Annotated in this window: 17 protein-coding genes and 1 pseudogene; 6 read left to right on the top strand and 12 right to left on the bottom strand. The window is 62.2% G+C overall.

Going from position 1 to position 24,756, the window contains the following annotated elements; translation table 11 throughout:
* The 3 genes and pseudogenes from BRAO375_RS27135 to BRAO375_RS37675 form a co-directional block, all read right to left on the bottom strand.
* Nucleotides 1-2,172: pseudogene (locus BRAO375_RS27135) on the bottom strand (RHS repeat protein); the annotation flags it as partial.
* A gap of 134 nt (nt 2,173-2,306) precedes the next feature.
* Nucleotides 2,307-5,066 carry an FG-GAP-like repeat-containing protein gene (locus BRAO375_RS27130; RefSeq protein ID WP_035642500.1) on the bottom strand — a complete coding sequence of 920 codons (2,760 nt, stop codon included), beginning with the start codon at nt 5,064-5,066 and terminating at the stop codon, nt 2,307-2,309.
* A gap of 331 nt (nt 5,067-5,397) precedes the next feature.
* Nucleotides 5,398-5,631 carry a hypothetical protein gene (locus tag BRAO375_RS37675; RefSeq protein WP_139031481.1) on the bottom strand — a complete coding sequence of 78 codons (234 nt, stop codon included), beginning with the start codon at nt 5,629-5,631 and terminating at the stop codon, nt 5,398-5,400.
* 949 nt (nt 5,632-6,580) lie between these two features.
* Here BRAO375_RS37675 and BRAO375_RS27125 point away from each other — a divergent pair.
* The 3 genes from BRAO375_RS27125 (at nt 6,581) to BRAO375_RS27115 (ending at nt 9,462) form a co-directional block, all read left to right on the top strand.
* On the top strand, nt 6,581-7,615 hold the full coding sequence (locus BRAO375_RS27125; RefSeq protein WP_035642498.1) for an ABC transporter substrate-binding protein: 1,035 nt from the start codon (nt 6,581-6,583) through the stop codon (nt 7,613-7,615).
* A 60-nt stretch (nt 7,616-7,675) separates the two neighbouring features.
* Nucleotides 7,676-8,518, top strand: a complete 843-nt coding sequence (locus BRAO375_RS27120; protein WP_064742422.1) for a GntR family transcriptional regulator — start codon at nt 7,676-7,678, stop codon at nt 8,516-8,518.
* Between the two features lie 158 nt (nt 8,519-8,676).
* Nucleotides 8,677-9,462 (top strand): class I SAM-dependent methyltransferase, encoded by a 786-nt coding sequence (locus BRAO375_RS27115; protein ID WP_035642495.1) that lies wholly within the window; start codon nt 8,677-8,679, stop codon nt 9,460-9,462.
* A 107-nt stretch (nt 9,463-9,569) separates the two neighbouring features.
* Here the strand turns inward: BRAO375_RS27115 and BRAO375_RS27110 are convergent, their stop codons facing one another.
* From BRAO375_RS27110 to BRAO375_RS38730, 3 genes are all read right to left on the bottom strand, one after another.
* Complete coding sequence (locus BRAO375_RS27110) at nt 9,570-10,016, bottom strand: hypothetical protein (RefSeq protein WP_035642493.1); 447 nt, start codon at nt 10,014-10,016, stop codon at nt 9,570-9,572.
* 500 nt (nt 10,017-10,516) lie between these two features.
* The gene (locus tag BRAO375_RS27105) at nt 10,517-11,092 is read right to left on the bottom strand and encodes a DUF2285 domain-containing protein (RefSeq protein ID WP_035642507.1); all 576 of its coding nucleotides are present in this window, start codon (nt 11,090-11,092) and stop codon (nt 10,517-10,519) included.
* Nucleotides 11,079-11,291 carry a transcriptional regulator domain-containing protein gene (locus tag BRAO375_RS38730; RefSeq protein WP_083842546.1) on the bottom strand — a complete coding sequence of 71 codons (213 nt, stop codon included), beginning with the start codon at nt 11,289-11,291 and terminating at the stop codon, nt 11,079-11,081. The genes BRAO375_RS27105 and BRAO375_RS38730 overlap by 14 nt, the downstream gene beginning before the upstream one ends.
* Before the next feature lie 861 nt (nt 11,292-12,152).
* On the opposite strand from BRAO375_RS38730, the gene BRAO375_RS27100 reads away from it, so the two are divergent.
* Nucleotides 12,153-13,085 (top strand): DMT family transporter, encoded by a 933-nt coding sequence (locus tag BRAO375_RS27100; protein WP_009030624.1) that lies wholly within the window; start codon nt 12,153-12,155, stop codon nt 13,083-13,085.
* Between the two features lie 18 nt (nt 13,086-13,103).
* Here BRAO375_RS27100 and BRAO375_RS27095 read toward each other — a convergent pair whose 3' ends face one another.
* From BRAO375_RS27095 to BRAO375_RS27070, 6 genes are all read right to left on the bottom strand, one after another.
* Nucleotides 13,104-14,915: a dipeptide ABC transporter ATP-binding protein gene (locus BRAO375_RS27095; protein ID WP_009030623.1), complete on the bottom strand. Its 1,812-nt coding sequence runs from the start codon at nt 14,913-14,915 to the stop codon at nt 13,104-13,106.
* Between the two features lie 19 nt (nt 14,916-14,934).
* Nucleotides 14,935-15,786, bottom strand: coding sequence for an ABC transporter permease (locus tag BRAO375_RS27090; protein WP_009030622.1), 852 nt, complete (start codon nt 15,784-15,786; stop codon nt 14,935-14,937).
* The gene (locus BRAO375_RS27085) at nt 15,786-16,802 is read right to left on the bottom strand and encodes an ABC transporter permease (protein ID WP_009030621.1); all 1,017 of its coding nucleotides are present in this window, start codon (nt 16,800-16,802) and stop codon (nt 15,786-15,788) included. The genes BRAO375_RS27090 and BRAO375_RS27085 overlap by 1 nt, the downstream gene beginning before the upstream one ends.
* A gap of 132 nt (nt 16,803-16,934) precedes the next feature.
* On the bottom strand, nt 16,935-18,425 hold the full coding sequence (locus BRAO375_RS27080; RefSeq protein WP_009030620.1) for an ABC transporter substrate-binding protein: 1,491 nt from the start codon (nt 18,423-18,425) through the stop codon (nt 16,935-16,937).
* A gap of 44 nt (nt 18,426-18,469) precedes the next feature.
* A complete protein-coding gene (locus BRAO375_RS27075) occupies nt 18,470-20,302 on the bottom strand; it encodes a hydantoinase B/oxoprolinase family protein (RefSeq protein ID WP_009030619.1) in 1,833 nt (610 codons plus the stop codon).
* Between the two features lie 9 nt (nt 20,303-20,311).
* Entirely contained in the window at nt 20,312-22,375 is a 2,064-nt protein-coding gene (locus BRAO375_RS27070; RefSeq protein WP_009030618.1) for a hydantoinase/oxoprolinase family protein, read from the bottom strand.
* 186 nt (nt 22,376-22,561) lie between these two features.
* Between BRAO375_RS27070 and BRAO375_RS27065 the strand changes: the two genes are divergently transcribed.
* Complete coding sequence (locus BRAO375_RS27065) at nt 22,562-23,263, top strand: GntR family transcriptional regulator (protein WP_009030617.1); 702 nt, start codon at nt 22,562-22,564, stop codon at nt 23,261-23,263.
* 78 nt (nt 23,264-23,341) lie between these two features.
* On the top strand, nt 23,342-24,721 hold the full coding sequence (locus tag BRAO375_RS27060) for an aspartate aminotransferase family protein (protein WP_009030616.1): 1,380 nt from the start codon (nt 23,342-23,344) through the stop codon (nt 24,719-24,721).
* Nucleotides 24,722-24,756: the final 35 nt, after the last annotated feature.

The raw sequence follows: 24,756 nt of genomic DNA, 5'->3' as shown, positions 1-24,756 counted from the left end.
GGTGACCGTCGTGCTGCCGCCCGACGTCTGCGCCACGCGCATGCCGACGCGGGCGTTGCCGACCATCAGATAGTCGGTCCATTTCTGCGTCACGGTGCCGGGGTTCTGCACCTCGGCCGCGACGCCGAAGGCGGCGATGTAGAGCGTGGTGCCCTCCGGGGTCACCTGCTTGACGCGCTGGTGGTCGGTATCGTCGACGAAGGAGATCGTGCGGCTGCCTTGCGTGATGCTCGCCGGCTTGTTGTAGGAGGTGTAGACGATGCTGCGGCCGAGCCCGGAGGTCTGGTTGCCGTTGGCGTCGTAGGTGAAGCTGGCGGTGATGGTGCCGGAGATGCCGGTGACGGCATGCGGCCGCGGCTGGCCCGCCGCTGGATAGGTGTAGCTGCCGACATCCGATTTCGTCAGGATGTTGCCAATCGCGCTGTAGGAGAACGTCTTGACCAGCGGCGTCGTGTCGACGTTGGTCGTCGAGGACGTCAGCCGGCTCAGCGCGTCATAGGCGAAGGTCTCGCTGACATGGGTGTTGGCGTCGCTGCGCGAGGTCAGGTTGCCGAGCCGGTCATAGCCAAACGTCTGGTTCTGCACAGCGCCGTTGGTGCCGGTGGCGATGCTGGTCAGCCGACCCGTCAGAGGATCGAAGCCCCTGATGGTGCTGAGGCCGTTGCCGGCGACCTGCTGGGTGAGATGCCCCTCGGCATCCATCGCATAGGCGGTCCAGAACGACTGGCTGGTGGCGTCGTCCTGCAGCTGGTTGGCGAAACCGAGATTGTTGTAACCGTAGCGCGCGGTGAAGCCGGAGGGATAGCTGACCTTGGTCAACCGGCTGTTGGCGTCGTAGGTCGCGCCCATCGTATAGGTCGCGCCATCGATGGTGGTCGCGACCTGCAGCGGACGGCCGAGGCTGTCATAGCTGATGCTGCGGGTAACGCCGCTGCCGGAACCCGCGGTGATGCTGGTCGACGCCAGCTTGCCGATGCCGTTGGCCGCGGTGTCGTAGGTCCAGACCGAGGTCATGTCCGGCTCGACCCGCTGCACCATGCGACCGAGGACGTCGTAGCTCAGGCTGACGACCTGCCCCTTGGCATCGGCCTGGGTGACCAACTGCCCCAACGTATTGTACGTATAGGTCCAGATGCCCAGATCCGGATCGGAGCTTGCGACCTTGCGGCCGCGCAGATCGTAGGTCGCGGTGACGACGTTGCCGTCGGGATCGGTGGTCTGCACCATGTTGCCGACGGCGTCATAGACCGCAGTCAGCGTCTTGCCCATCGCGTCGGTCACCGACGCGATCTGGCTCTGGCTGTTCTTGACGGTCGTCCGGGTCTGGCCGAGCGGGTTGGTCTCGACCGTGGTCAGCCCGTGATAGGCCATCTGCGACATGCTGCCGTCCGGCTGCGTCGTCGAGACCACCCGTCCCAGCGTATCGTAGGAGAACGTCGTATAGCGAGGCGTGCCGCCGGTCGCGAAATACGGCCGGCTGGCCTGGGTGACCCGGCTCATTGCGTCGTAGCTCTTGGTGGCCTGCACGACGCTGCCGTCAAAGCCTCGGGTGCGGCGGCCGATCTCGCGCTCGAGCGCATCGAAGTACACGGTCGCCGTCGGCGCGATCACCGTCGTGCCGTCGGATGCGTAGGACGTCTCCTGGGTCAGATAGCTCGCGCCGGAGAGACAAGTCGCGGTGCCTCCATTGATGCCGCTGCAGAACTGGTAGCTCCAGCGCGTGATCGCGCCGTCCGGCCTGGTCTCCTGGATCTTGCGTCCGAACGAATCGTAGCTCCACGACGTGGTCAGTCCGTTCGGCCCGGTATGGCTGATCGGCTGGCCGAACCGTGGATCATATTGGAAGCTCTCGCTCTGCCCCAGGGCATTGCTGTTGGAGGTCGCGAACTGCCCGCGCGCGTCATAGGTGCCTGAGCTCGAGCGGCTCACGATGTCGGCGCCGCTGACCGTCACCGACTGCTTGTGGCCGAACGCGTCGTAGACATAGTCGGTCTGCAGCCGCAGCGCCGGATTGTCCGGCTCGACCACCTCCTGGATCAGCAAGCCAGAGGCCGCATCATAGGCGAACGACGACGTTCGCGTGATGCTGCTCGCCGCCCACGCCGGCGCCGCCAGCGTCAGCGCGATCACGGCCGCAAGCTGCGGCAGTACGGTTCTGATCGAGATCGTCATGGCGCCAAGCCCCCCAAGTCGCCGATTGATGCTGCCGAAACCGGCCGGTCAGCCCCTGACCGGCCCAACGCAGGACACAGAGTCTCCCCGTGGCGCGGACGAGCCCACGCCAAAAACCTCTCACTGCCGTGCCGCTATGGCGCGACGCTGGTGACAGATGCCCGGGTCAGACGCCCGAGGTACCAGAGCGACGGGTCGTTGCTGTAGGTGTTGACCGTCGTCTTGCTGTAGCCGTCCGGCGTCGACACGGTGACCCGCGTCGCGTTGCCGTAGGCGTCGTACTGGTTCGCCGTGGTCACCGTCGGCAGCGCCGAGCCGTCGAGATCCGTCCCGCTCGATACGTTCTGCGCCAGCGACACCCGGTAAGGCGCACTCGACGGGCTGATGGTCGACGTTCCCGCCGCATTGCTGAACTGGTAGGTGTTGGTCGACTGCCCCAGCGTCTGCGTGCCCAGGGTCCGCGTGGACGATGCCACCATGCCGATATAGGGAAAGTCCTGCCGGAAGTTCGTCGTGTCCGCGATCCCCGTCTGAAGGTCCTTCACCGTCATCTGGCGGAAGCCCAGCATGCCGCGGCTTGTAATCTCCGCCTTGGCGCCGACGTAGCTGTATGTCGAACTGTAGGTGCCTCCCACACCGTTGGACACGTCGACACGCGAGACGACGTACAGCGGCATCTGCAGATCCTGCACGGGATATGAGGCTGTATTGTCCCGCGTATAGACATTCGCGTTGGTCAGCGGCAGGTACGAAATCGACGTCGTCGTCCCCAGACCCGTGCTCACCGCCAGCAGTAGATCGCCGATCAAGCCGTTGCCAGTGAACACATACTGGTACGGATATCCGTTGGCATCGACCAGGAGGTAGTCGACCTTGCCGTCGCCGTTGAAATCACCCGCAATCGGGAAGTTGACGTTCGGCGTATTCGCATTGATCGGGAAGTTCCAGCCGTTGGGAAGCGTTTGGACCTGTCCCGAGAAGGTGCCGTCCCCGTTGTTCATGAACAGGTACTGATAAGGATAGCCACCGCAATCGATCACGACATAGTCGGTCCTGCCGTCACCGTTGAAATCGCCGGGTATCGGCAGATAGGGCTGGCTCGCCTTGAACGTCCAGCCGGCTGGCAGCGTCTGGGTCTGACCGGTAAAGGTGCCATCCCCATTGTTGAAGAAGACGTATTGGTAGGGGTAGCCATTGGCGTCGATCAGCAGATAATCGAGCCTGCCATCGCCATTGAAGTCTCCGACGATCGGCATATTGGCGTTCGGCGTGTTCTTGTTGATGTTGAACTTCCAGCCGTTCGGCAGAGTCTGAGTCTGCCCCGTGAACGTGCCGTCTCCATTGCCAATGAAGACGTACTGATAGGGATAGCCATTGGTGTCGATCAGAAGATAATCCATCTTCCCGTCACCGTTGAAATCTCCGGTGATCGGGGCGTTCATGTTTGGCGTATTGCTGTTGTTGGGGAAATCCCAGCCGTTCGGCAGCGTCTCGGTGATTCCACGGAACGTGCCATTGCCATTGTTCATGAACACGTACTGGTAGGGATAGCCGTTGCCATCGATCATCAGGTAGTCGGTCCGACCATCACCGTCGAAGTCGCCGACGATCGGCGTGAACCTGTAGTTTGCAGCAAACGTCCAGCCGTTCGGCAGGGCCTGAGTTAGCCCCGTGAACGTCCCGTTGCCGTTGCTGATGAAGACATATTGATAGGGATAGCCGTTGGCATCGATCAACAGATAGTCGGTCTTTCCGTCCCCATTGAAGTCACCGACGATCGGCGTATTCACGTTCGGCGTGTTGCCGTTGATCTGGAACAGCCAGCCGTTCGGAAGCGTCTGGGTCTGACCCGTGAAGGTGCCGTCACCATTGTTGAGGAAGACATACTGATAGGGGTAGCCGTTGCTATCGATCAGCAGGTAATCCGTCCGGCCATCGCCGTTGAAATCGCCCGTGATCGGGATGTACTTGCCATTGGCGCTGAACTTCCAGCCGTTAGGCAAGGTCTGGGTCTGCCCGGAGAACGTGCCGCTGCCGGCACCCGACTGCCAGACGAAGCTGGTTGACGGAAGACAAGCTCCGTCGGCCGCACAGACAACAACGGAGGCGACCTCGCTGCGCTTGGTCGAATCACTCTGCTGATATGACACGCGATAGTCCGCAACGAGAGAGGGGCCGGCGAACGTCTTCACATTGGTGAGCCGAACCGTCGTTTTCACCACAGATCCACCCTGATAACTCACGATCACGTCGGGGCGGTTTGCATAGGTGAACTGCACTGAATTGTAGGGAGCGACGTTTGCCGCCACATTCCCGGTGTAGTCGATCCGGCTTGGATAGGCCTGCCCGGTCGCGCTATCATTCGCGTAAGTGACCGTGAAATAGTTCGTTTTGCTGTCACTGATCTTGTTGACGGCCCACGACCTCGCGGTGGCCTTGCCCTGCGCGAGAACGAGCGAATCCGCAGTACGGCCGAACTCCATGACCTGCCCGGACTTCGAATAGACCTCAAACCACGCCGGTCCTGCGCCTGCGGTTCCGTGCGAAATGATCTTGTTATAGCTCTCTATTTCGGTGCGATACTCGGTCCCGTCGGCACCATAGGCACCGCTGATTGCGACGAGCCTTTCGCCATCCATGCAAAATCGGTCGTTGGCATCGTAGCTGACAGCACCAAGGACGCCGTCTTGGGCGGGCGTTCGCGGACAACGTCCGATGGCGGGCAGCCCACCCAGCGACCACCCTATACCGAGCAGTCCATTAGTCCCCTGGCTGCTCACATAGTCCATCGACAAGGAGGGGGCCATGCCCGCCGTTCCGGGCGGCAGGGCGATTGGAATGGAGTAGGTCGCCGATCCTGTCTGGCCGACGGAGAAATTTCCAGGCAGAGACATTCCACCGGCGAAACCTAAGGTTGAAACTGAGGCCGAAAAAATACTAGCCGCTGCAGCGAGCGCAGGGCTCGGCAAATATCTGCGCGCGCTCGGGACTCGATTGCACTGTCTCGAATAATTGAACATGTCTGCCCCCGCAGCCTGCTTCCAATTCCAAGGACAACAGACGTCATTCGTTTTCCGCGATCAACGCGATCTGACAACTTTTCACAAAATGCGGGCTGCTGGGCGCGGGGACCACAACTGAGAAAATAGACCGCTGCTCAGCATTCTAGGATAGCGAGCACAAACGCCTGCGCAAGTCTCGCCGACACCCGGCTTCGATCATCGGTCATGCAACTTCGAGCATTTCAAAAGCGTCCCACACCTCATACCGCGCGCAATGTCCGGCCGAATCAGTCCCGCCGAATGCGCGTTTTCGCTGAGAGACACACCCCGCCGCGAGGGCATTCTGGAGCGCATGATCGTTTTTCACTGATTGTTCAATATCATCCGCCCAGCGCACATTTCTCCTAAGCGAAACTTTAATTCGTTTTCCTCGAGCGCCATGCTTTTCGTCGGACATTCCTGGTCGCGACTGCCTAACAGGCCGCGCGAACGGGAGCGTGCCGATGGCTCCTGCCATCTCCGATCAATATTAGACTCGATAGCGGCCTTGCCATCTTTCGCTGATCTCGATGGCAGCAGCCGATGCCGTAGCGAGAAGAAGGCCGGTGTATGCGCGCAATAACCTCCCAGTCGCGAGCTTGTCGAGACGCTCAGATCTCCCCGCAAATGGGTCCACCTGGAAAGGCGCGTAAAGGCAGCCGGCGTCTGCAGCATTTACAACACTGCGCCGGTCGATCGCACAGCTGAGAAAGGCTACCTCCTGTCAAGGGGTCGCCTGGCAGACACCGGCGTAGCAGGATTCGGGCAACCATCGTGCCCTTTAATAGTGCCCGGTGACCCTGCCTGCCCAACTCGAGCTCCTCACGGTGGAGGCCGGCGCCATGCCTTCGAAGATCGGCCAGCATCGTTCTACGAATTTCAGCCAAAGCAGATATTGCGGGCGATAAGACGATCACGGCGCCGACGACAAACGCCGACATCGTATCCGCGTCGATCCGCCGCTAAGCAACCACCTCGTCGGTGATGCCGGCGAGCGCCGTCACATCGCCCGGGACTGATCCGCGGGCATGATTGAGGGCGGAGAAGACGTTCCTGACGCCGCCGAGAGGGCCTTCCGAGTGTCGTCAAACAGAAACATGCCGAGTTCGACGGCTTGTCCGAGAATGGCCGAGACCAGTGATCTCGGTGCGCAGCGGTGAGCAGTCTTGCTCCCTTGCTCGAATACCGACATTTTTAGTCGCATATTGTGACTATAATCGCTGCACGTGCAACGAACGTGTGCAACCTCGGCGAGCTTTTGCCTTGCCCAGGGGAATAATGATTCGTATGGTTCACAGCGTTCGGGATGGTGAGATCGAGCCACCTGCCGCACACATCCTTCCTGAAAATCTCGCGAGACCCGGCCAGTGTTGCAGCGACGTGAGTTTCTGGGGTTTCCGCTATTGGCGTTATGTGGTTCGCCAAGCCTGGTCTGGGCCGGCACCACTGGCGAGCCGAGCAAGGTCAGGATCACGATAGGCGGGAGGACCTTCCTCCAATATGCTCCCGTGACGCTTGCGGAACGGCTCGGCTTTTTCAAGGACGCCGGCATCGATCCGGAAATTCTCGACGTGAGCGGCGGATCCAAGGCGCTCCAGGCGCTTGTGGCGGGCAGCGCCGAACTTACGGCCGGCGCCTTCGACCACACGATTCAGATGCACGCAAAGGGTCAGAAGATCGTCGGGGTGGTGCTGTTCGGCAGGCATCCAACCTTCGCCTTGGCGCTGCGAACGGACAAGGCGTCGGACTATCGCGATCCCAGCAGCCTGCGAGGCATGAAGATCGGTGTGACAGCGCTGGGATCGCAGACCCAGTTCATGGTCGAGTACATCGCTCTGCAAGCTGGGGTCTCACCGGCCGATATTTCCTTCGTCAGCGTGGGCGGTGGGACAGGTGCCGTGGCCGCAATCCGCAACGGCGCCGTCGACGGGGTCGTCACGGGAGAGCCGGCGCTGACGGCGCTGACGCTCGCAGGCGACGTCAAGCTGGTCGCCGATACCCGGACCAACGCAGGCACGATCGGCATCTTTGGCGGTCTCTACCCGTCCGGGACGATCTACGCTCGCTCGGACTTCATCGAGCGGAATCCCGCGACTGTAGAAGCCGTCGCTCTCGCCATGGTGCGTGCCCTGCAATGGATTGATCGCGCATCGGCCGAAGACATTGCCGATGCGCTCCCGGAGGAGTGGGCGCAGCCCAATCGGGACGTTTTTCTCACGTCCATCCGGGGGACCCGAGACATGTTCTCGCCCGATGGCCGGTTCAGCGCCGAGGGCGCAAGCATTGCATTTCGCGTCTTGTCGACCGTCGACCCACAATTGCGTGGCGTGCAGGTCGACCTCGCACAGACATTTACCAACAAATTCGTTGAGAAGGCTCACCAGACGCTATCATCAAGATAGCAGCTTGGAGGGCTTCCCCCGATGAACACACCCGCGGCACTGTGGCATCGAGGCTAGGCTGTGGTGCCGCGACGTCCGCAGCAATTGGGCATTTCTGCTTCTGTCGCGAGAAAGCGACGGCGGAAGACGGAGCTGTCAGACCAGCCCACCCCGTCGAAAGAGGGCTCGGCGGTGCTGGCGAGGCGGCGGCGCGATATCCCGCTTCACCATCAAGTCTTCCTGGTTCTGCAGGATGAGATCGCAGAACGTCGCTATGCATCAGGCGAAGCACTCCCCACCGAGGCCGAGCTGGCTGCGCTCTTCAACGTTTCGCGCGTGACGATCCGTGCAGCTCTGGACAAGCTCGATGAACTCGGTCTGATCGAGCGGCGTCAAGGAATCGGGACGTTCGTCCGCGAGCTCGCAAGACCAGAGCCTCTCACCGTTCCCATGATGGACCTCGCAGCGCGCAATCGTGAGATTGTGCGCACAACGAGGGCTCATGTCGTGGAATTTGAGTTCAAGCCAGCGCCTCGGCACGTACGCGAGCACTTTCAGGCTCGGGCAGACGACCTTTTCCAGCGAGCAGTACGAATCCGCACCATGAACGACTGGCCAATCATGCAGGTTACGACCTACATTCCGGAGGCGATCGGACGGCAATTTGGTCCTGACGACATGGAAGGCGGGTCGCTCTATGCCATTCTGCAGCGATTTGGCATCACCTTCGCGTCTGGCGAGCAGATTGTCACTGCAGCTGCCGCCGACCCCATCGTCGCTGCAAGACTCAATGTCGCGATCGGCGCACCGCTGTTGAAGGTCGTGCGCATTCATTTTGACAGCGCCGGACGGCCGATCCAACATTTCGAGCTGCTGGCTCCACCCGCAACCTACGAGCTTCGCATGCCGTTGAAAGACCTTTAGGGCCAGGAGGCGCCAATTCCCATACAGGCCGTTATCCCCCTGATCGTCGGGTGCAGCCGGGAGCAGCAGCTCCCCCACGTCATCATCCGAGCCTCGTTGTGGGCGAACCTGCCAAGGGGGTCATCACACATCCGCCTCTACACGCCTGAATGAGACAGATGACGCCCACACCAGCTTCGCCCTCCCTGCCCCGCTTTGAATCAACGGTCCCGCACTATGTGGCGGGACGGCCGAATTATGCCCCCGCGCTGATACGGGCCGTCGCAGATCACCTTCGTCTGACGAAACAACACCGGCTGATGGACCTCGGTTGTGGACCGGGTTGGCTCGGCATCGCATTCGCGCCTCTGGTCGGGCAGGTCATCGGGATCGACCCGGAGCCAGCGATGCTCGAGGCCGCCTCCGCCCTCGCCACCGCAGCAGGCGTCGAGATTGACTGGATTGAGGGCAGCTCAGATGGCCTCGGCCCACAGCTCGGCCGCTTTCGCGCGGTGGCTATTGGGCGTGCCTTTCATTGGATGGACCGGGCCGAGACGCTGCGAAAGCTTGACGCATTGATCGATGAGGATGGCGCGGTCATGCTGTTCAATGACGTTCGTCCTGATGTGCCGCAGAACAGCTGGTACAAGCGCTACTCGGATGTTGTCGATCGTTTCACCAACAGGAGCATCGGCTTTGCGCCCGAACGCTTGCGCCACGAGCCGGTTCTGCTCGGATCCCGTTTTGATCAGCTCGCGAGACTCGGTGTGATCGAGCAACGATCGGTCGCTGTCGAGCGCCTGATCGATCGCGCATTGTCGATGTCGACATCCTCGCCTGAACAGCTGGGCGCCCGCTCAGGTGAGCTCGCGGAGGAAATGATGACGGCCATGGCGCCATTTGCAACCGATGGCCATGTCCTGGAAGTCATCGAATCCCAAGCGCTTATTGCTCGCCGCCGCTGAGGCCCAGGAATTTCTTGCTCGGCATCGACGCCTCGTCTGCCGGATGCGCTCCCTTGTGCCACCCCAGCCGCAATCGACCGACACGCAGCTACGGGACCGTTCGCAGCCTAGTTCAACTTGACTCCAGCAACGGAGCACGCATTTTCGATAAGGTGACGCACGGTCCGGGCATCCCAATCGAGGCTCTCGGGGGTGTCCATCCAGTAGTTGGATAGGACATGTGCAGCATGCCGGGCCTTGACGCCCAGGCCGACCACCGTCCTGGCCGGAATCGTCATGATGGCGCGCTCAATGGGCGCAAGCGAGCTCAACACTGCTTCGATACGCTCCACGCCAGGCGCGACCACGACAGAGAGGTGCGATTGCGTATCGCAGCTGGCAGCCGCGTGATCATCCTGCTGCTGGAGAGATGCAAGTTCAGCAGAAAGTGCTTCGAAACTGCGACCAAGGGCAACCAGCACCGCATCGGGGTTGCTTTCGACGGTTTGCCGATCGAATGTCGGGCCACCGGGATCGACAGTCGCCAATATCCGTAATGTTTCTTCAAGAGACATCACCGATCTCCAACCCGAGATTGCCGGTCGGTGCAGGGCCGCCGACGACCTGCCGGCTGCAAGGATCGACGTGCACCTCGCAGACGCCGCCCCTCTCCGTCTGCGAGCTCAGACGATATCGCTCAGTCGTATTAACATCAATACAATATCTGCGTCAGGCCGTAATCAATAAGTTCGACGTTGCGCCAGAGCATCGCTTCGACCGGTTGCGCGGCGCGCTCGCCTGCCGAGCGGAGTCGGGCTGTCGTCCGACGCAACAACATTCCGGGCGATGAGTCCCACGCAGCCTTCGTGATCCACTACGTACGCCACTCATGCCACCGCGCTCTTCACTTGGCGAGCTACCGAGATTGGTGGTCTTCCGCCACTTCCGCTCGGCGGCGCCGAAGCCTTGCATCTCCAGACATCAGATTTCGGCGGACATCTCACAAGATCTGGATCAAATGCCCCGCCGAGGGTCCTCGTCCGTGGTGACGGCAGGTGAGGTCGGTGCTGGCCGATCATGCTGATCGCCGTTGGTTGCGCAGCAGATTTCGATAGCCGGTTCGGATCAGGCTCTCGCCGGTTTGAACCAGCCGGATGGTCCTGCTACGCAGATCGTGCGTCTTCCACCCGCGATCTGCAATACGCTCAGGACCAAATAGAACCGTCGCGATGGCCCGATAATTCTGGCCCTCGGCATGGCCGTCCAAGGCTCGCAGCGCAAGGACGAGACGCCGGCGCTGCTGGATGGATCCGGCTTGAACCGGCAACCGGGTTGAACCTCTCCTCAACGCCGTCCAAAGCCGATGGGCGGCGCGTGTCTGCAAGTCGAAATCACGATCAAGCGGCAGTTCGACGGCCACCGCTGCGCCTTTCGCCGGGAGGCGAGGAAGCAGCAGCCGGTGCGTCGCGCCGCCCAGCCTCAATACGGCGTGCCAGCCATCGGACGCGCGTCTAAGCTCGGTGTCGGTCGATCCGTGGAGATCGAGATGATAGAATGGAATAGTCGAGCCCGGCGCGGTAGGAGCGAGGCGCAGGACACTCGGCAGAGCTTCCGGCGCCCAGAATACGGGCTGAGCATCAAATCGGCGCATCGGATCGGCAGCGAAAAGAAAGCCCCCATCGCTGCCGGAATGCCGGCCCGGTCGGGCCGTCCTTTTCTTTCGCAAGCATATCAGCGTAATCTCGCCGATAGTCTGGATTACGGCGTAGACATTCCCAGGCGAAGTCGACGGCATCAGCTGTTTCGAGGCTTTTGTAAGACTCGGACGACCGCCAGTTGAATCCACTCATTCCACACTTATCCTTAAACGTCGCGGATCTCTCATCAACGACTGCAAATGCTAGCAGCGCAGGCTTCGCCGCGTGGGCTACCAAACTGCGTAGTTGACACTGATCGAACGCAACAGGGTAGATTTCGGGTACTCCCGCGATGTGCGTTTGAGTTAAATCCCGCGTTTCCAACGCGACGATGCGGCGCGTCGGTGTATGCTGCGCGCCGGGCCTTGCGTCGCATCGACTGGCCAACGACATCGTCGCAGACGGTCGGGCGGCAGTCGCAGTTCCCGGCTGGACCTCCGCGGCGGTCACAATCGGTCGTCGTCACCATGGTTGCGATGCAGGAAGAGCCCCTCTGGAGATGTACTTCATACGGACGGCCATCATCCGGCGCCTCGTCCGTTGCCAGTGATCAGGCTGGAAGAGCCGTGATCAATTGTCAAAGTCTGAAATCAAGGAGACCTCTTCGCAGGCATTATGGCTGGCGGTGGAGACCAACCGCGGGCTCAACGTTCCGGTCGCGGGACCGAGGCGGCGAAAGGCAATCAGGGTAGGCGCGTCGGGCGCGCCGAATGCCACCATCCTCTTATAAGACATGCGGCTACATCCAGAGCCCCTACCTTTCCAGGTAGCTGTGACAATCGTTTTCTTCGACTAGGATGACATTGGGGCCGGCATGGCTGGACGCGAAGGCTGATCGGCTCCCGCGTGGGCGTCAGATAAGGCCGGGCTGAAAAGATGTCGTCTGGCAAAGGCACGGCGGTCTGCTCTCCGCAGGCGCAGGAATAGACCTGGCGGTGAGCCAGGCTCGTCACCACCCGTACATCACGTCCTTCACGTCGGCGCGGGGTGCGGAGGCAGACCAGGAGATGACGGATGCAAGGTGATCCTGGGCAGACGGGCATCTTGCCGCTTGGTCTTCGTGCCACCTCCGCAGCAGCAATCGCAGCTACGGTCGCGAGCTGCGCCAATGGCGCTCAACTCGCAGTGACGCGCCTGATCGTCCAGCAACACGACCCGCTGGCCATCGCCCTTCTTCGCTGTGCGATCGCGGCTGTGTGCCTCGCTCCGCTGCTCAGGAAATCGCAATGTCCGCCGGCCCGGGACTGTGCAACCATCCTTGCTCTTGGCGGTGTCGTCGCGGGGCTCTGTCCGTGGCTGATGACAATTGCCATGCAATACACCACCGCCTCGCGGGGAGCGCTTGTGATCTGCTCCAGCCCTCTCTTGACCCTGACATTCGCAGCCATGCTCGGGCAGGAAAGATGCACCCTGCGCCGGGTCGCGGGCTGTTGCTGCGCGTTGATTGGAGTTGCAGTCGGACTCTCCGGACAGCTCGGTGCAGGGCCGCCAGTGACCCTCAATCGTGGCGATGCGGTCGTGCTCCTCACCACTATGTTGCTGGCCTTGTTCAACGTCTGCGCTGCACGCATGCTGGCGCGTTATCCCGCCCACACGATTGCTCCGATCGCCTGTCTCGGCGGCTTCGCCGTCTTGTTTGCTTTCACGCTCGCGCAAGGTGCTGCCCGCGGAATACCACTGCTTACCGTCAAAGATTGGCTCGCCGTGCTGTTCTGCGGGGCGATTGGAGGGGCTGGCGTGCTGCTGCTCTGGTCCTGGGCCATCGAACGAGCCTCGGCTTCCAGGATCGCGATCTTCGTCACAGCGGGACCGGTCGCGGCGGCCGCCGCTGGCGTGATCCTGTTGGCCGAGGCCGTGTCGCCTCAACTCGCCGCTGGAACCGGCCTCATCCTCGCCGGGATCTATCTGGTCTACCAGGCTGAACCTTTTGCCGAGAGCCAGGCGTGACGCATGGTGACCACCGTATTAGTTCCGAGGCACCGCGACTGCGCCTGCACTCAAGCGGCTTCTCTCAAACCCGGAGAACGGCGCCTGCGCGCCGCCGAATTCGATCCGCGGAATCGCGTCGAGCAGCGCCTTGGTATAGGCGTGTTGCGGTCTGCTGAACAAATCTGCGACCGTGGCCTGCTCGACAATTTGTCCCCCCTTCATGACCATGACGCGATCGCACATCAGCCTGACGATGTTGAGATCATGACTGACGAACAAATAGGACAGGCCCAGTGCCCGCTTCAACTTGTCCAGCTGGTTAAGCACAACTGCCTGCACTGATACGTCCAAGGCCGAGGTCGGCTCGTCGAGCACGACCAGCGCTGGATTGACCGAAATGGCGCGGCCAATGCCGACACGGGCCTTCTGGCCGCCGGAGAGTTGATGTGGGTACCTGCCAAGCAGCTCCTTCGGAAACTCGACCAGGTCGCAGATGCCGTGGATGCGCCGTTCGAGCTCCTCTGATCCCTTCAGCCGTTCGAGACGAAGCAGCGGATCGGCAATCGCTTCGAATGCGGTCCGCCGCGGATCCAGGCTGGAGGCGGGATCCTGAAACACGATCTGAATCAGCCGCCGCTTGGCTGACCTCGCAAAGGACCGCGGGTCGGCATCGGCGATCTCTTCACCGTGAAGCCTGATCGAACCCGCCGAGGGCTTGACCAGTTTGGCGATCAGCCGTGACGTTGTGGTCTTGCCGGACCCCGACTCGCCGACAAGTCCGACACATTCGCCGTGGTGCACCTCGAAGCTGAGATCATCGACCGCTCGAAACAACGCCGGCGTGGTGGCGTTAGGGCGGCTGCGCCAAGGTAGGATGAAGTTCGACAAAATGCGGGGCTGCTTTTGCAGCACATAATCGTGCGTCAGCCCTTGGACGCTGAGAACGGGCTCCTTTACAGGACCTGGCGCAGGAGCCGCCTCCGAGCGCTGCCGGACCGGCCCGAAGTCCTGCCGCTCAGAGGCAGGTATCAGGTCCGTCAGTCTGTCGTGCCCCTGCGGTGTCGCACTCAGCAGCTTACGCGTGTAGACATGTTGCGGTCGGCTGAAGATCTGCGCGGTCGGACCGTGCTCGACGACCCGTCCCCGTTCCATGATGATGACGCGGTCACAATATTGCGCGGCCAGGCCAAGATCATGGGTGATGAACATGGTCGACATGCCGCGAGAGCGGTTCAACTCCACCAGCAGTTCCATGATCGCCTTCTGGGTGGTGACGTCCAAGCCGGTGGTCGGCTCGTCAGCAAGCAGCAGCCGTGGCGTGCACGCAAGCGCCATGGCAATCAGGCTGCGCTGACACATTCCCCCGGACATCTCGAATGGATAGGCGTGGACACGACGCTCAGCGGCTTGAATGTGAACCGCATCCAGGGCTTCGACAGCCCTCCTGTCGGCGTCTCTGCCCCGCAGCGGGCTGTGCGCCCTCAGGACGTCGCTGATCTGCGCTCCGACCGGCCGGATCGGATTGAGAGCCGTTTGCGGGCTCTGAAACACCATCGATATCTCGCTTCCACGAATGGCTTTCAGCTCCGACTCTCGCAGGCCGAGCAATGACCGGCCGAGATAGGTGACAGAACCCGATCGAACCCGCGCCTGTCGCGGAAGCAGTCCGAGGATCGAGTAGGCCGTGACAGATTTCCCCGATCCACTTTCGCCGACGATGCCGACGATCTCGGCCGCTCCGATGTCGAACGACACGTGATCGAGCGCACGCACGCGCCCATGCGGGGTATCAAATTCGACAGCCAGACCATCGATGCTCAGCAGCGGGGGATCGGATCTTTTCAACATGACCTGCTCACTCGGACTTCTATCGGCTACGAACGTCGAGGATGTCCCTCAAGGCATCACCCAGCAGATTGAACGCGAACACCGCCAAAGCGAGCGCTACGCCGGGAAAGACGACGAGCCACCAATTGCCCGCCATGGCCTGAGCCGCGCCATCAGCGACCATGATTCCCCATTCTGCCGTCGGCGGCCGAATGCCAAGCCCGATGAAGGACAGGCTTGCGGCATTGAGGATCGCCCAGCCAAGATTGACGGACAGCTGAATCATGAGGTTCGGCATCACATTCGGGAGCAGAACGCGTGCTATGATCCGCCCGTCACCGTTTCCGGCGACGCGCGCCGCCTCGACAAACAGCTGGCTGCTCAACACGCCAACCTCCACGCGCGCCAGCCGCACATAGAACGGAAGATTGACGATCGCGGTGGCCAGAATCACGTTGCGCAGATCGTTGCCGAGCGCGGCCACCAGCGCCATGGCCAGAACGAACAGCGGAAAGACCTGGAGCATCTCGGCGATACGGCTGGTCCAGAGATCGAAGGCGCCGCCCAGATAGCCAGACAGTCCGCCGATGCTGACGCCTATGGCGAAGGACGCCGTCACCGCGCACACCGCGATGAAGAGATCGAGCCGCGCCGAAACGATCACTCTGCTCAGAACGTCGCGTCCCAGCTGGTCGGTGCCGAACCAATGGGTCCGGCTCGGCGGCAGAAGCACATGGCCGAGATCGGTCGCATACGGGTCGAACGGCGCCAGCATTGGTCCGAACACAGCCAGCAGCAGCAGGATTGTGACGGTCGCGACGGCCGCAACCGACAACCAGTTCAGCGTGACGATCCGCGCCGCATGCGAGACGATCGAAGATGACGGCTGCATCACGCCCCCCTGCGCGCGCGTGGATCAGCAAGTCCATACGCGATATCAATCGCCAGATTGACGGTGACGAGAAGCAGTCCCATCAACAGAACGAACCCTTGCACCGGCGCATAATCGGATGCGAGCAGCGCATTGAGCGCGAAGCTGCCGATGCCTGGCCAGCCGAACACCCGTTCGACCAGCACATTCGAGCCAAGCATCGTCGAAAACACGATCCCCATCGTCGTCAACACCGGCAACAGCGCGTTACGCAGCGCGTAGCGGATATAGACGGTGACGTCGCTGAGCCCCATCGCGCGCGCCGTACGCACGAAATCGGAACTCAGCACGCCCAGCATGGAGGATCGCGTCATGCGCGTCAGCGGCGACAGCACGAAGATCGCCATCGTGATGCTCGGCAGCACGAGCCTGCCAGCCGCCGATTGCAGCGCATCCCAACGCCCGCTCAGGCTGCTGTCGATCAGGAGAAAGCCTGTCAGACGCGGCGGCGGGGCGGTGAACATGTCGATTCGGTCGACGGGTTCAGGCGCCAGACCGAGCCAGAGGAAGAACACATAGGTGAGGAGCAGGCCGGTGACGAAAGTCGGCATCGACACGCCGATGCTGCTGACGACGCGCGCGAGGTGATCCACCGGCGAGCCGCGCCATATCGCTGCCATGACGCCGAGGGGAATCGATATTGCCAGCGCCAGCAGCAGCGCCGTGACCGCCAACTCGAGCGAGGCCGGCAGGCGCTCGCGCAACTCCGTCAGAACCGGACGTCCGGTCGTGAACGACATGCCAAGATCAGCCCGGGCGATATCCTTCACATAGATCAGGAGTTGCTCGGGAACGGTCCGATCGAGTCCGAGCTTCTGTCGGACATAGGCGGTCTCTTCCGCGGTCGGTACCGGCCCCGAGGCGAAGAAGGCCGCTGGATCGCCGGGCAGAACGCGCATGATGAGGAACGTCGCGACAACAAGGGTGCAGATCGCGGGCACCGCCGCAAGCAGGCGGCGCACGAGGAAGGTCAACATCGCGGGGCTCCAACTCTTCAACCAGGCTCGTCAGCGTCAACAAATCAAAAGCGATCACAGGACCCGCAGACGCGGTCGGATGGCGAAGCACCGGCTCCTCGCCGCGGGTGGCGAAGAGCCGTTTGTCTTGTGTCAGTTCCTGATCATCGACCGCACATCTGGGAGCGTGTGAAACCAGTATGCGTAGTTGCCAATGTCCTTGCCAATGACGACCTCCATAGCCGCCTGTCGAAACATCAGGAGCGGAACATCGCGGTTCACGATCGCGATCATCTCGCTCATCGCGGCATCATAATCGGCATCGCTGCCGGCGTCGTCGGCCTTTGCCAGCAGCGGATCAAGCGCGGGATTGTTGTAGCCGGAGAAATTCGAACGTGTATTTCCACGATAGAAGATCCGGATCCAATAGTCCGGAAGATTGAGCCAGGCGACCTGGTTCTCCAGATAGGCCGGCATCTGCTTTGCTGTCTGCAGCTCGCCGAAACGCGCCCCGGGCAGCTTCTCGATGGTCACGCGGACGCCGGCTCGGGCAAGATGATCCTTGAGCGCCACCGCGAGATTTTCGAAATATTCTGCCTTGCAGGTGCATAGCGACAAAGTCGTGTCAAAGCCGTTCGGGTACCCTGCCTCCGCCAACAGCTTTCGCGCCAGCTCCGGATCATAGGCGAACGACTGAGGCTGCGGAAAGCTGGTGCCCTGCGCCTGCTCGAGCGGGCCGAACAGTCGTTTGCCCCGATTGAGGAATACACTCCGGAAGATGTCCTCTTGCGGGATCGCGTGGGCGATTGCCTGGCGCACGCGTACGTCGTCGAATGGCTTGGTCTGCGTGTTCATGACCAGAAACTCGAACTGATTCGGCATGGGAATCAGCAACAGCCTGGCTTGCGCTCGCCGTTCGACGCCCTCGATGGCATTCGGCGTCAGACCAACGGCAACATCGGCCGCACGCCGCTCGACCAGCGCCACGCGGGTCGTATCTTCGGGCACGGTCTGGAACACCGCCCACCGCATGGCCGGTTGCGGCGTGCCATGCCATTTGTCGTTACGTTGCAGGACGACCTGATCAGGCCGGAACGTCGTGACCTGATAGGCGCCGCTCCCCGCCTCGTTCGCCTTCAGCCATTCGGTGCCCCAGGGATCATTGGGGGTGACATGAGACTTGACCTGGTTCGCATTGATAATGGGTGCGAACGGGGTGCTGAGCGAAAGCAACAGATAGCGATTCGGCTTGGTGAGCGCGATCTCCACGGTCTTGGCGTCGATGGCCTTGATCTGGTCGTCGCTGGCAAGACCTCCCAGATTGAGCACGAAGCGCGTGGTCGGCAGGTTGATCGCACGTTGCAGCGACCATTTGACATCCTCGGCCGTCACTTGCGATCCGTCATGGAAGGCCGCGGAGCTGCGAAGATGGAATCGATAGACCTTGCCGTCCTCGGAGATGTCCCAGCGCTCCGCGATGTCGCCGCGCGGCTGATCCAGCCTGTATTGCTGGACATTGTCACGCGGCTGATCCAGGGCGAACGTGACCAGCCGATCGTAGACATGCCAGGACACGCCCCAGGTCGATCGCTGCACGCCGGCGCCCGCGGGATCGAGCGAGCTGGTCTCGAACGGCCAGACCACTCGCGCGGTTTCGTTACGACTCTGGCCCCAGACTGGGGAAAAACCTAGTGCGACCTGTACGGCGACGGCCGCTGCGAGGATCGCTCGTCGTTTGCAGGCGTAGGCTCTTGCCGTGAATGCTCCCATTGGGCGATCTCCTCAAGGGTGGTCGTGGTGAAACGTCTCTTGCTCCGCTCGCGAAGCGTCGCCGCGTGGTCGACCTTCGACAGGTCGGATGACAGCACGACCTGATAGATCGTCCGGGCCGCCTCCAGGCTGACAAGCTCGTCGACGACATCGCGGCGCACCGCTTCCGGATTCCGCTCTCCCGGATCGCCCCATCCGCCGCCGCCGGCTGACTCGATCGAAATGTCCATGGGACCACAGCGCAACGTGCCGTAGGCCGGGGTTTGAACGAGCATGCCGTCTGCCGCGCGGCAGCGGATCGAAGCGACGGCCCCGGCCTGTCCGCCCATCACGCCGGCCCCGGAGGGCCGCCTGCTCGCCTCATCGCGAAATGTGGTCTCGGTGGGCACCAACTGCCGGGCCTCGTAGTGAATTCCAGTCCCGCCACGCATCCGGCCAGGACCTCCTCCATCGGTGCGGAACTCCTGGCGGCGGATCTCGACGGGATAGGCGAGCTCGAGGTCCTCGACATTCGGCAGCACGAGCCCGCCAAGGGTGTTGACCGTGCCGAGCACGTTGAAGCCGTCGCGTTCTGCGACCGCACCGGCGGCCGGGTAGCCCAGCCAATGATAGAGAACAAATACGTTGCCCTGTCGCGTCGAGCCGGCCGATACGGGGTGCAGCGACTTGCCCCACCCCGCGCAGCTGCGATCGGGCGCAGCGCCCGACAAGGCCTGCCAGCAGGCGGTAATGATCTCGTGCGCCGGATGCGTGGTCGTGAAGCCGACGGGGGCAGGCGATCTTGCGTTCACGACGGTGCCTTCGGGAGCGATGATCTGGATCGCGCGGTAGGCGCCCTCGTTGCGGGGCAGGGACTGGTCCAGGAACGTCGCGACCGCGAGATAGACGGCCGACGAGGTATTGGCCAAGGGACTGTTCTTGAAGCCTGCGATCTGCGGCGAACAACCGGAGAAGTCGAAGACCAGTCGTTCGCGCTCGACGGTCAGCGACACCTCGATCCGAATGTTGGCCGCCGCAAAGCAGTCATGATCGCTGACATCGACGCCGCTGTATCGGCCAGGCCGCAGCTGCTCGATCTCAGCCTGCATCCGACGCTCTGCATAGTCGAGCAGGTCAGGAAACAGCCTTTGCGCTTGTCTGCTGCCGAGATCGCGGGCCAGCGAGGCCAGCCTCTCGGCACCGATCCGCGTCGATCCGAGCATGGCATGCAGATCGCCGACGAGCAGGTCGGGACAGCGCGTGTTGGCGAGCAGCAACCGCAGGAGATCCTCCCGGATGACTTCCTTTTGCGCGATCCGCAATGGCGGGATGCGAACGCCTTCGTGGAAGATCTCACGCGCGGCCGCATTATAGGTGCCCGCGACACCTCCTCCGACATCGGACTGATGGGCGCGATTGCAGGAAAAGCCAAATAGTTCACCTTGGACGAAGACGGGCCGCATCACCGTCCAGTCCGCCAGATGATTGTTGCCCGCCAGATAAGGATCATTGGACAGGAAGACATCGCCCTCGGCGATATCTCCGCGAAAAGCCTGCTTCAGAGCGCGCAATGCGAAGCCGCCGCTCCCGGTGTGAATGGGGATGCCGTCGGCCTGCGCCACCACGGCCCCCTCCGCGTCGCCTATGAAGCAGGAAAAATCGTGAGACTGCGAGAAGATGGGACTGCGCGCGGTCTTCATCATCACCCATCCCATCTGCCGGGTGATATGATCGAGCTGCTTCTGCGTCAGGGCGAGCAAGACGGGATCCATGGCGTTCCCCTATTGGAGCTCGATGATGTAGTTGCCGCCGGAGGTCACCCGGAGCCGATCGCGCGCGCCCACGAGGATCGTAGTGGTGCTTTCCTCGACGATGGCCGGGCCGTCGACCAGCCGGTGGGGCGCCAGCGCACTCCCTTTGAATACCGGGACCTCTTTCCAGTCATGTTCGGCATCGACCCAGATTTCGCGCCGCTCGACGGGATCATTCCCGCGGCTGCTGGCGACGTTCGACCCTTGAGCATGCAGCCGGGATAGAAGCCCGAAGCCGCTGACCTTGACGGAAACGACCTGATGGCGACCATCCGGCTGCGTATGACCAAACATGCGCCGGTGCTCGGCTTCGAACCGCTCGATGATCGCGGCGATCGGCTCGTCGTCCCGCACGGTGATCGGGATCGACGACTGCTGACCGAAATAGCGCAGGTGCCACTGCGTCAAGAAGCGCCGGCGCTCCGGTGGAAAGCCTTCGGTCTCCAGAAGAGCCGTTGCCTGACCGATGAGCGTAGCCGTCAGCCGGTCGAGAATGCTGCGATGTTGCTGCTCCAGCGCGATCGGAATGCTCCGTTGCAGATCGCAGCGCAGGTCGGTGTTGCACATTCCGAACGCGCACAAGATTCCCGCCAGGCGCGGCACGAACACGTTCTGACAGCGCGCCAGGCGCGCAATGCTGCTCGCATGCAGCGCGCCTGCTCCACCACCGGCAACCAGTGTAAAGCGGTGCGGATCGAGCCCCTTCTCGATGCTGACGTTCTCGACCGCGTGCAGCATCGTCTGCTCGGCCAGCCGAATGATGCCAACGGCGGCCTCATATGGCTGAAGCCCGAGCGGCTCGGCAATCTGTGTCCGGATTGCCTCCTCCGCGAGCCAGCGATTCAGAATGATCGCGCCGCCGCCTTGGGCTCCGGGTCGCAGCCTGCCGAGCAGCAGCTGCGCATCCGTCACGGTTGGATGCATGCCGCCGCGCTCGTAGCAAGCCGGCCCCGGATTGGATCCCGCCCCGCGAGGGCCGACACAGAGCAGCCCTCCTTCGTCAACGCTGGCGATCGAACCGCCGCCGGCACTCACGGTCGTGATTTCGACCGATGGCACCGCAACGCGCAAACGTTCGATGTCGAGAAGATCGGTCATCCCGATCTCGCCGGCATTGACCATCATCACATCGCAGCTCGTGCCGCCGACCTCGAGCGAGATCAGATGATCCGTATCGGCCTCTGTCTGAAAATGGGTGAGGGCACCGGCGGCTGCGGCGGGACCGGACAGCAGCATGGCCACCGGATGCCTGGCAATCTGAGCCACCGAGACGACGCCGCCATTGCTCTGAACCACCAACAGCGCGCGCAGGCCCATCGCCCTGAGCTCCCGTTCGAGGCCGTTAAGATAAGGGACCACGCGCGGCGCCACATAGGCATTGATAACCGACGTCGAAGCCCGCTCGTACTCACCGACGACCGGGGCGAGTTCGCTGGACAGCGTCACCCAAAGTTCCGGCGCGTGCGCGGCGACGATGTCGCGGCAGCGGTGCTCATGGTCGGAATTGCGATAGCTGTGAAGCAGACAGATGGCGACGGACTCGACGCCGAACGAGAGCATCCTGTCGAGCGCGCGGCGGACGGACGCCGGATCGAGCGGAATGACGGCATTGCCCTCCGCGTCCATCCGCTCGATCACCGACAATCGCCGGTGCCGCGGCACGATGGGATCTGGCCAGGGCTCACGATGGTCCCAGGGATTGTCTCGCCAGCCCCTCCTGATCTCGATGGTGTCGCGAAATCCCTCGGTGCCGAGCAGGCCCACGACCGCGCCCGTTCTCTCAAGCAGGGTATTGGTCGCGATGGTTGAACCATGAACGAACAGGTCGGTCCGTGACAACAACAACGGAAGCGTCAGGCCGAGCTCCAAGGCCGCACGCTCGAGCGCCGCAACCACACCTTTGGCCGGATCGGCCGGCATGCTTGGCGACTTGGTTGCATGCACATGACCGACACCATCGACGATGCTAACGTCGGTGAAGGTCCCGCCGATGTCGACACCGACGCGAAACCCGCCCCTCAATTCACTGTCCATAGTACCACCACCCTCGTTTTGATGTATCAGACAACAAATTTGTTATGTCAAGAGCCTGTCGTGCGACAGGCTGAAGCTGTTTGCGGGTCGATTGAGAGCATCATCTGAGCCTCAAATGCGGGGAATGATGCACCAAATGGCCCGCCGCTGCTTGAAATCCGGGCCCGCTGCACTCAGAGTGCAGCCATGTTCTCAGACCTGACCGACCCCATCCTGAAATCGGCCGCCGAGATGCCTCTCGTGCCGATCGACCGACAGACCAGCCTTGGCGAACTCGCCTACGCCTCCCTCAAGGAGGCCATCGTGCGAGGGGAGTTCTCGGCTGGACAAAAGCTGACTGTGCGCGCCGTTGCCCAGGCGCTCGAAGTCAGCACCACGCCGGCGCGAGACGCCATCATGCGCCTGATTGGCGAAGGCGCCCTCGTCAATGCGGGTCCGAAGACCGTCATCGTGCCGCCCCTGACCAAGACCGCGCTCGATGAGGTCACCGCGATACGCCTGGTGCTGGAAGCCTTGGCAGCAAAAATCGCCGCGGCCAACATCTCGCCGGAGACCATCGACAAGCTCAAAACCTTGCAATCCCAGATCAATTCGGCGCTCGACGCGGGCAATTATTCTGCCGCCCTCAAGGCCAACAAGGCCTTCCATTTTCTGATCTATCAGACCGCGAAGATGCCGCGGCTGACCACCATGATCGAATCGCTGTGGGTCCGTATCGGCCCCTCTCTGAACGACCTGTACCCGGAATTCGCGACATCCAGAGTGGGCGTGAGCAACCACATGGAGGCCATCGCGGGCCTGGAAAGCCGGGATGCAGCCCGGGTTCAGGCGGCGATCGAAAAGGACATTCGCGACGGATACCGAAGGCTCGCCACCCGCGTCGAATAGCATTCCCGCAACAAATTTGTTGCATCAAATATCAAATCGGCCTAGTCATGGCTCACTTCAGTCGAAGCGAGAACCATGATGACTGTCCAATCAGCCCTGCCCCAGGCTTCTGCGAGGCAGACCGGACCCGCCCAGGTGGGACCCAGATCCAAAGAGGCCTTTCGGCGCGCGAGTTGCGTTTTTCCCGATGGCACAACCCGGGCTACCATCGAACGGGATCCGCTGCCGCGCTATGTGAGCCACGGTTCAGGCGCCTACGTCTTCGATGCAGACGGGCGGAAATTTCTCGATCTGAATGCCAATTTCACCACGCTGATCCATGGTCACGCGTTCGGCCCCGTCGTGTCGGCGCTCGAGCGGCAGCTGCGCGACGGAACGTGTTTCGCCAATCCAACCGAACGCGAGATCGAACTGGCGGAATTGATCTGCGAGCGGGTCGGTGCGATCGAGCGCATCCGCTTCTGCAACACTGGCACGGAAGCGGTGATGTTCGCCATCAAGGCGGCGCGCGCGTGGACCGGACGGCCCGCCATCGCCAAGATCGAGGGCGCCTATCACGGTGCGTATGACTGGGTCGAGGTGAGCCAGTCCAGCGGACCCAGCAATTGGGGGACACCCGCCGAGCCTCAATCCGTTGCCTACTACAAGGGCCAGCCGGCCTCGGTATTGGATGAGGTGGTGCCGCTGCGCTTCAACGACGTCCAAGGCGCGGTGGACCGGATCGAGCGCAACGCTCATCGCCTGGCGGCCATCGTGATCGATCCGATGCCGAGCCGCGCCGGCCTGATTGCTCCGGATCCCGAATTTGTCGCGGCCATTCAGTCGACTGCCCGGGCTCACAACATCCTCATCATCAGCGATGAGGTGCTGAACTTCCGCCAGGGATTCGCTGGAGCGTCGGCCCGCTACGGTCTGCAGCCAGACCTCTACACGCTCGGCAAGATCATTGGCGGAGGCCTCCCGATCGGTGCGATCGCCGGGCGGGCGTCAGTCATGAGCATGTTCGACGCTGGCCAGAGCAGGGCGGCCGTGCCGCAAGGAGGGACGTTCTCGGCGAACCCAATGTCGATGACGGCCGGTCTGATCGCGATGCAGAATCTGGATCATGCAGCCTTTGCCCGTCTGGAGAGACTCGGCGATCTGCTCCGAAGTCGTCTGATGCAATCGATCGAGCGATGGCAAATCGCGTTCTCCGTCACCGGAGCCGCATCGCTGTTTCGCATCCACCCGAAGCGCCGGCCGCCACGCGACTTCCGCGAGGCGTTCTGGTCGCCAAGCGAAGCCGCCATCATGACCGAGATGACGCGCTACTTCGCAGCTGAGGGCATCATTCTGCCCAACGGCGCCGCCGCGTGCCTTTCGACGCCGATGCAAGACGGAGACGTCGAACTGGTCGGGCAGGTCTTCGAGCATTTTCTGTCCGATGTGGCGCAGAGCTTCGAGTGGGGTCAACCGTGAATCACATCGAGAACGAGAACGTCACCGTCGCCGAG

Source organism: Bradyrhizobium sp. ORS 375 (assembly GCF_000239775.1).
Lineage (GTDB): Bacteria > Pseudomonadota > Alphaproteobacteria > Rhizobiales > Xanthobacteraceae > Bradyrhizobium.
This window is presented reverse-complemented; position numbering and strand designations above follow the sequence as displayed.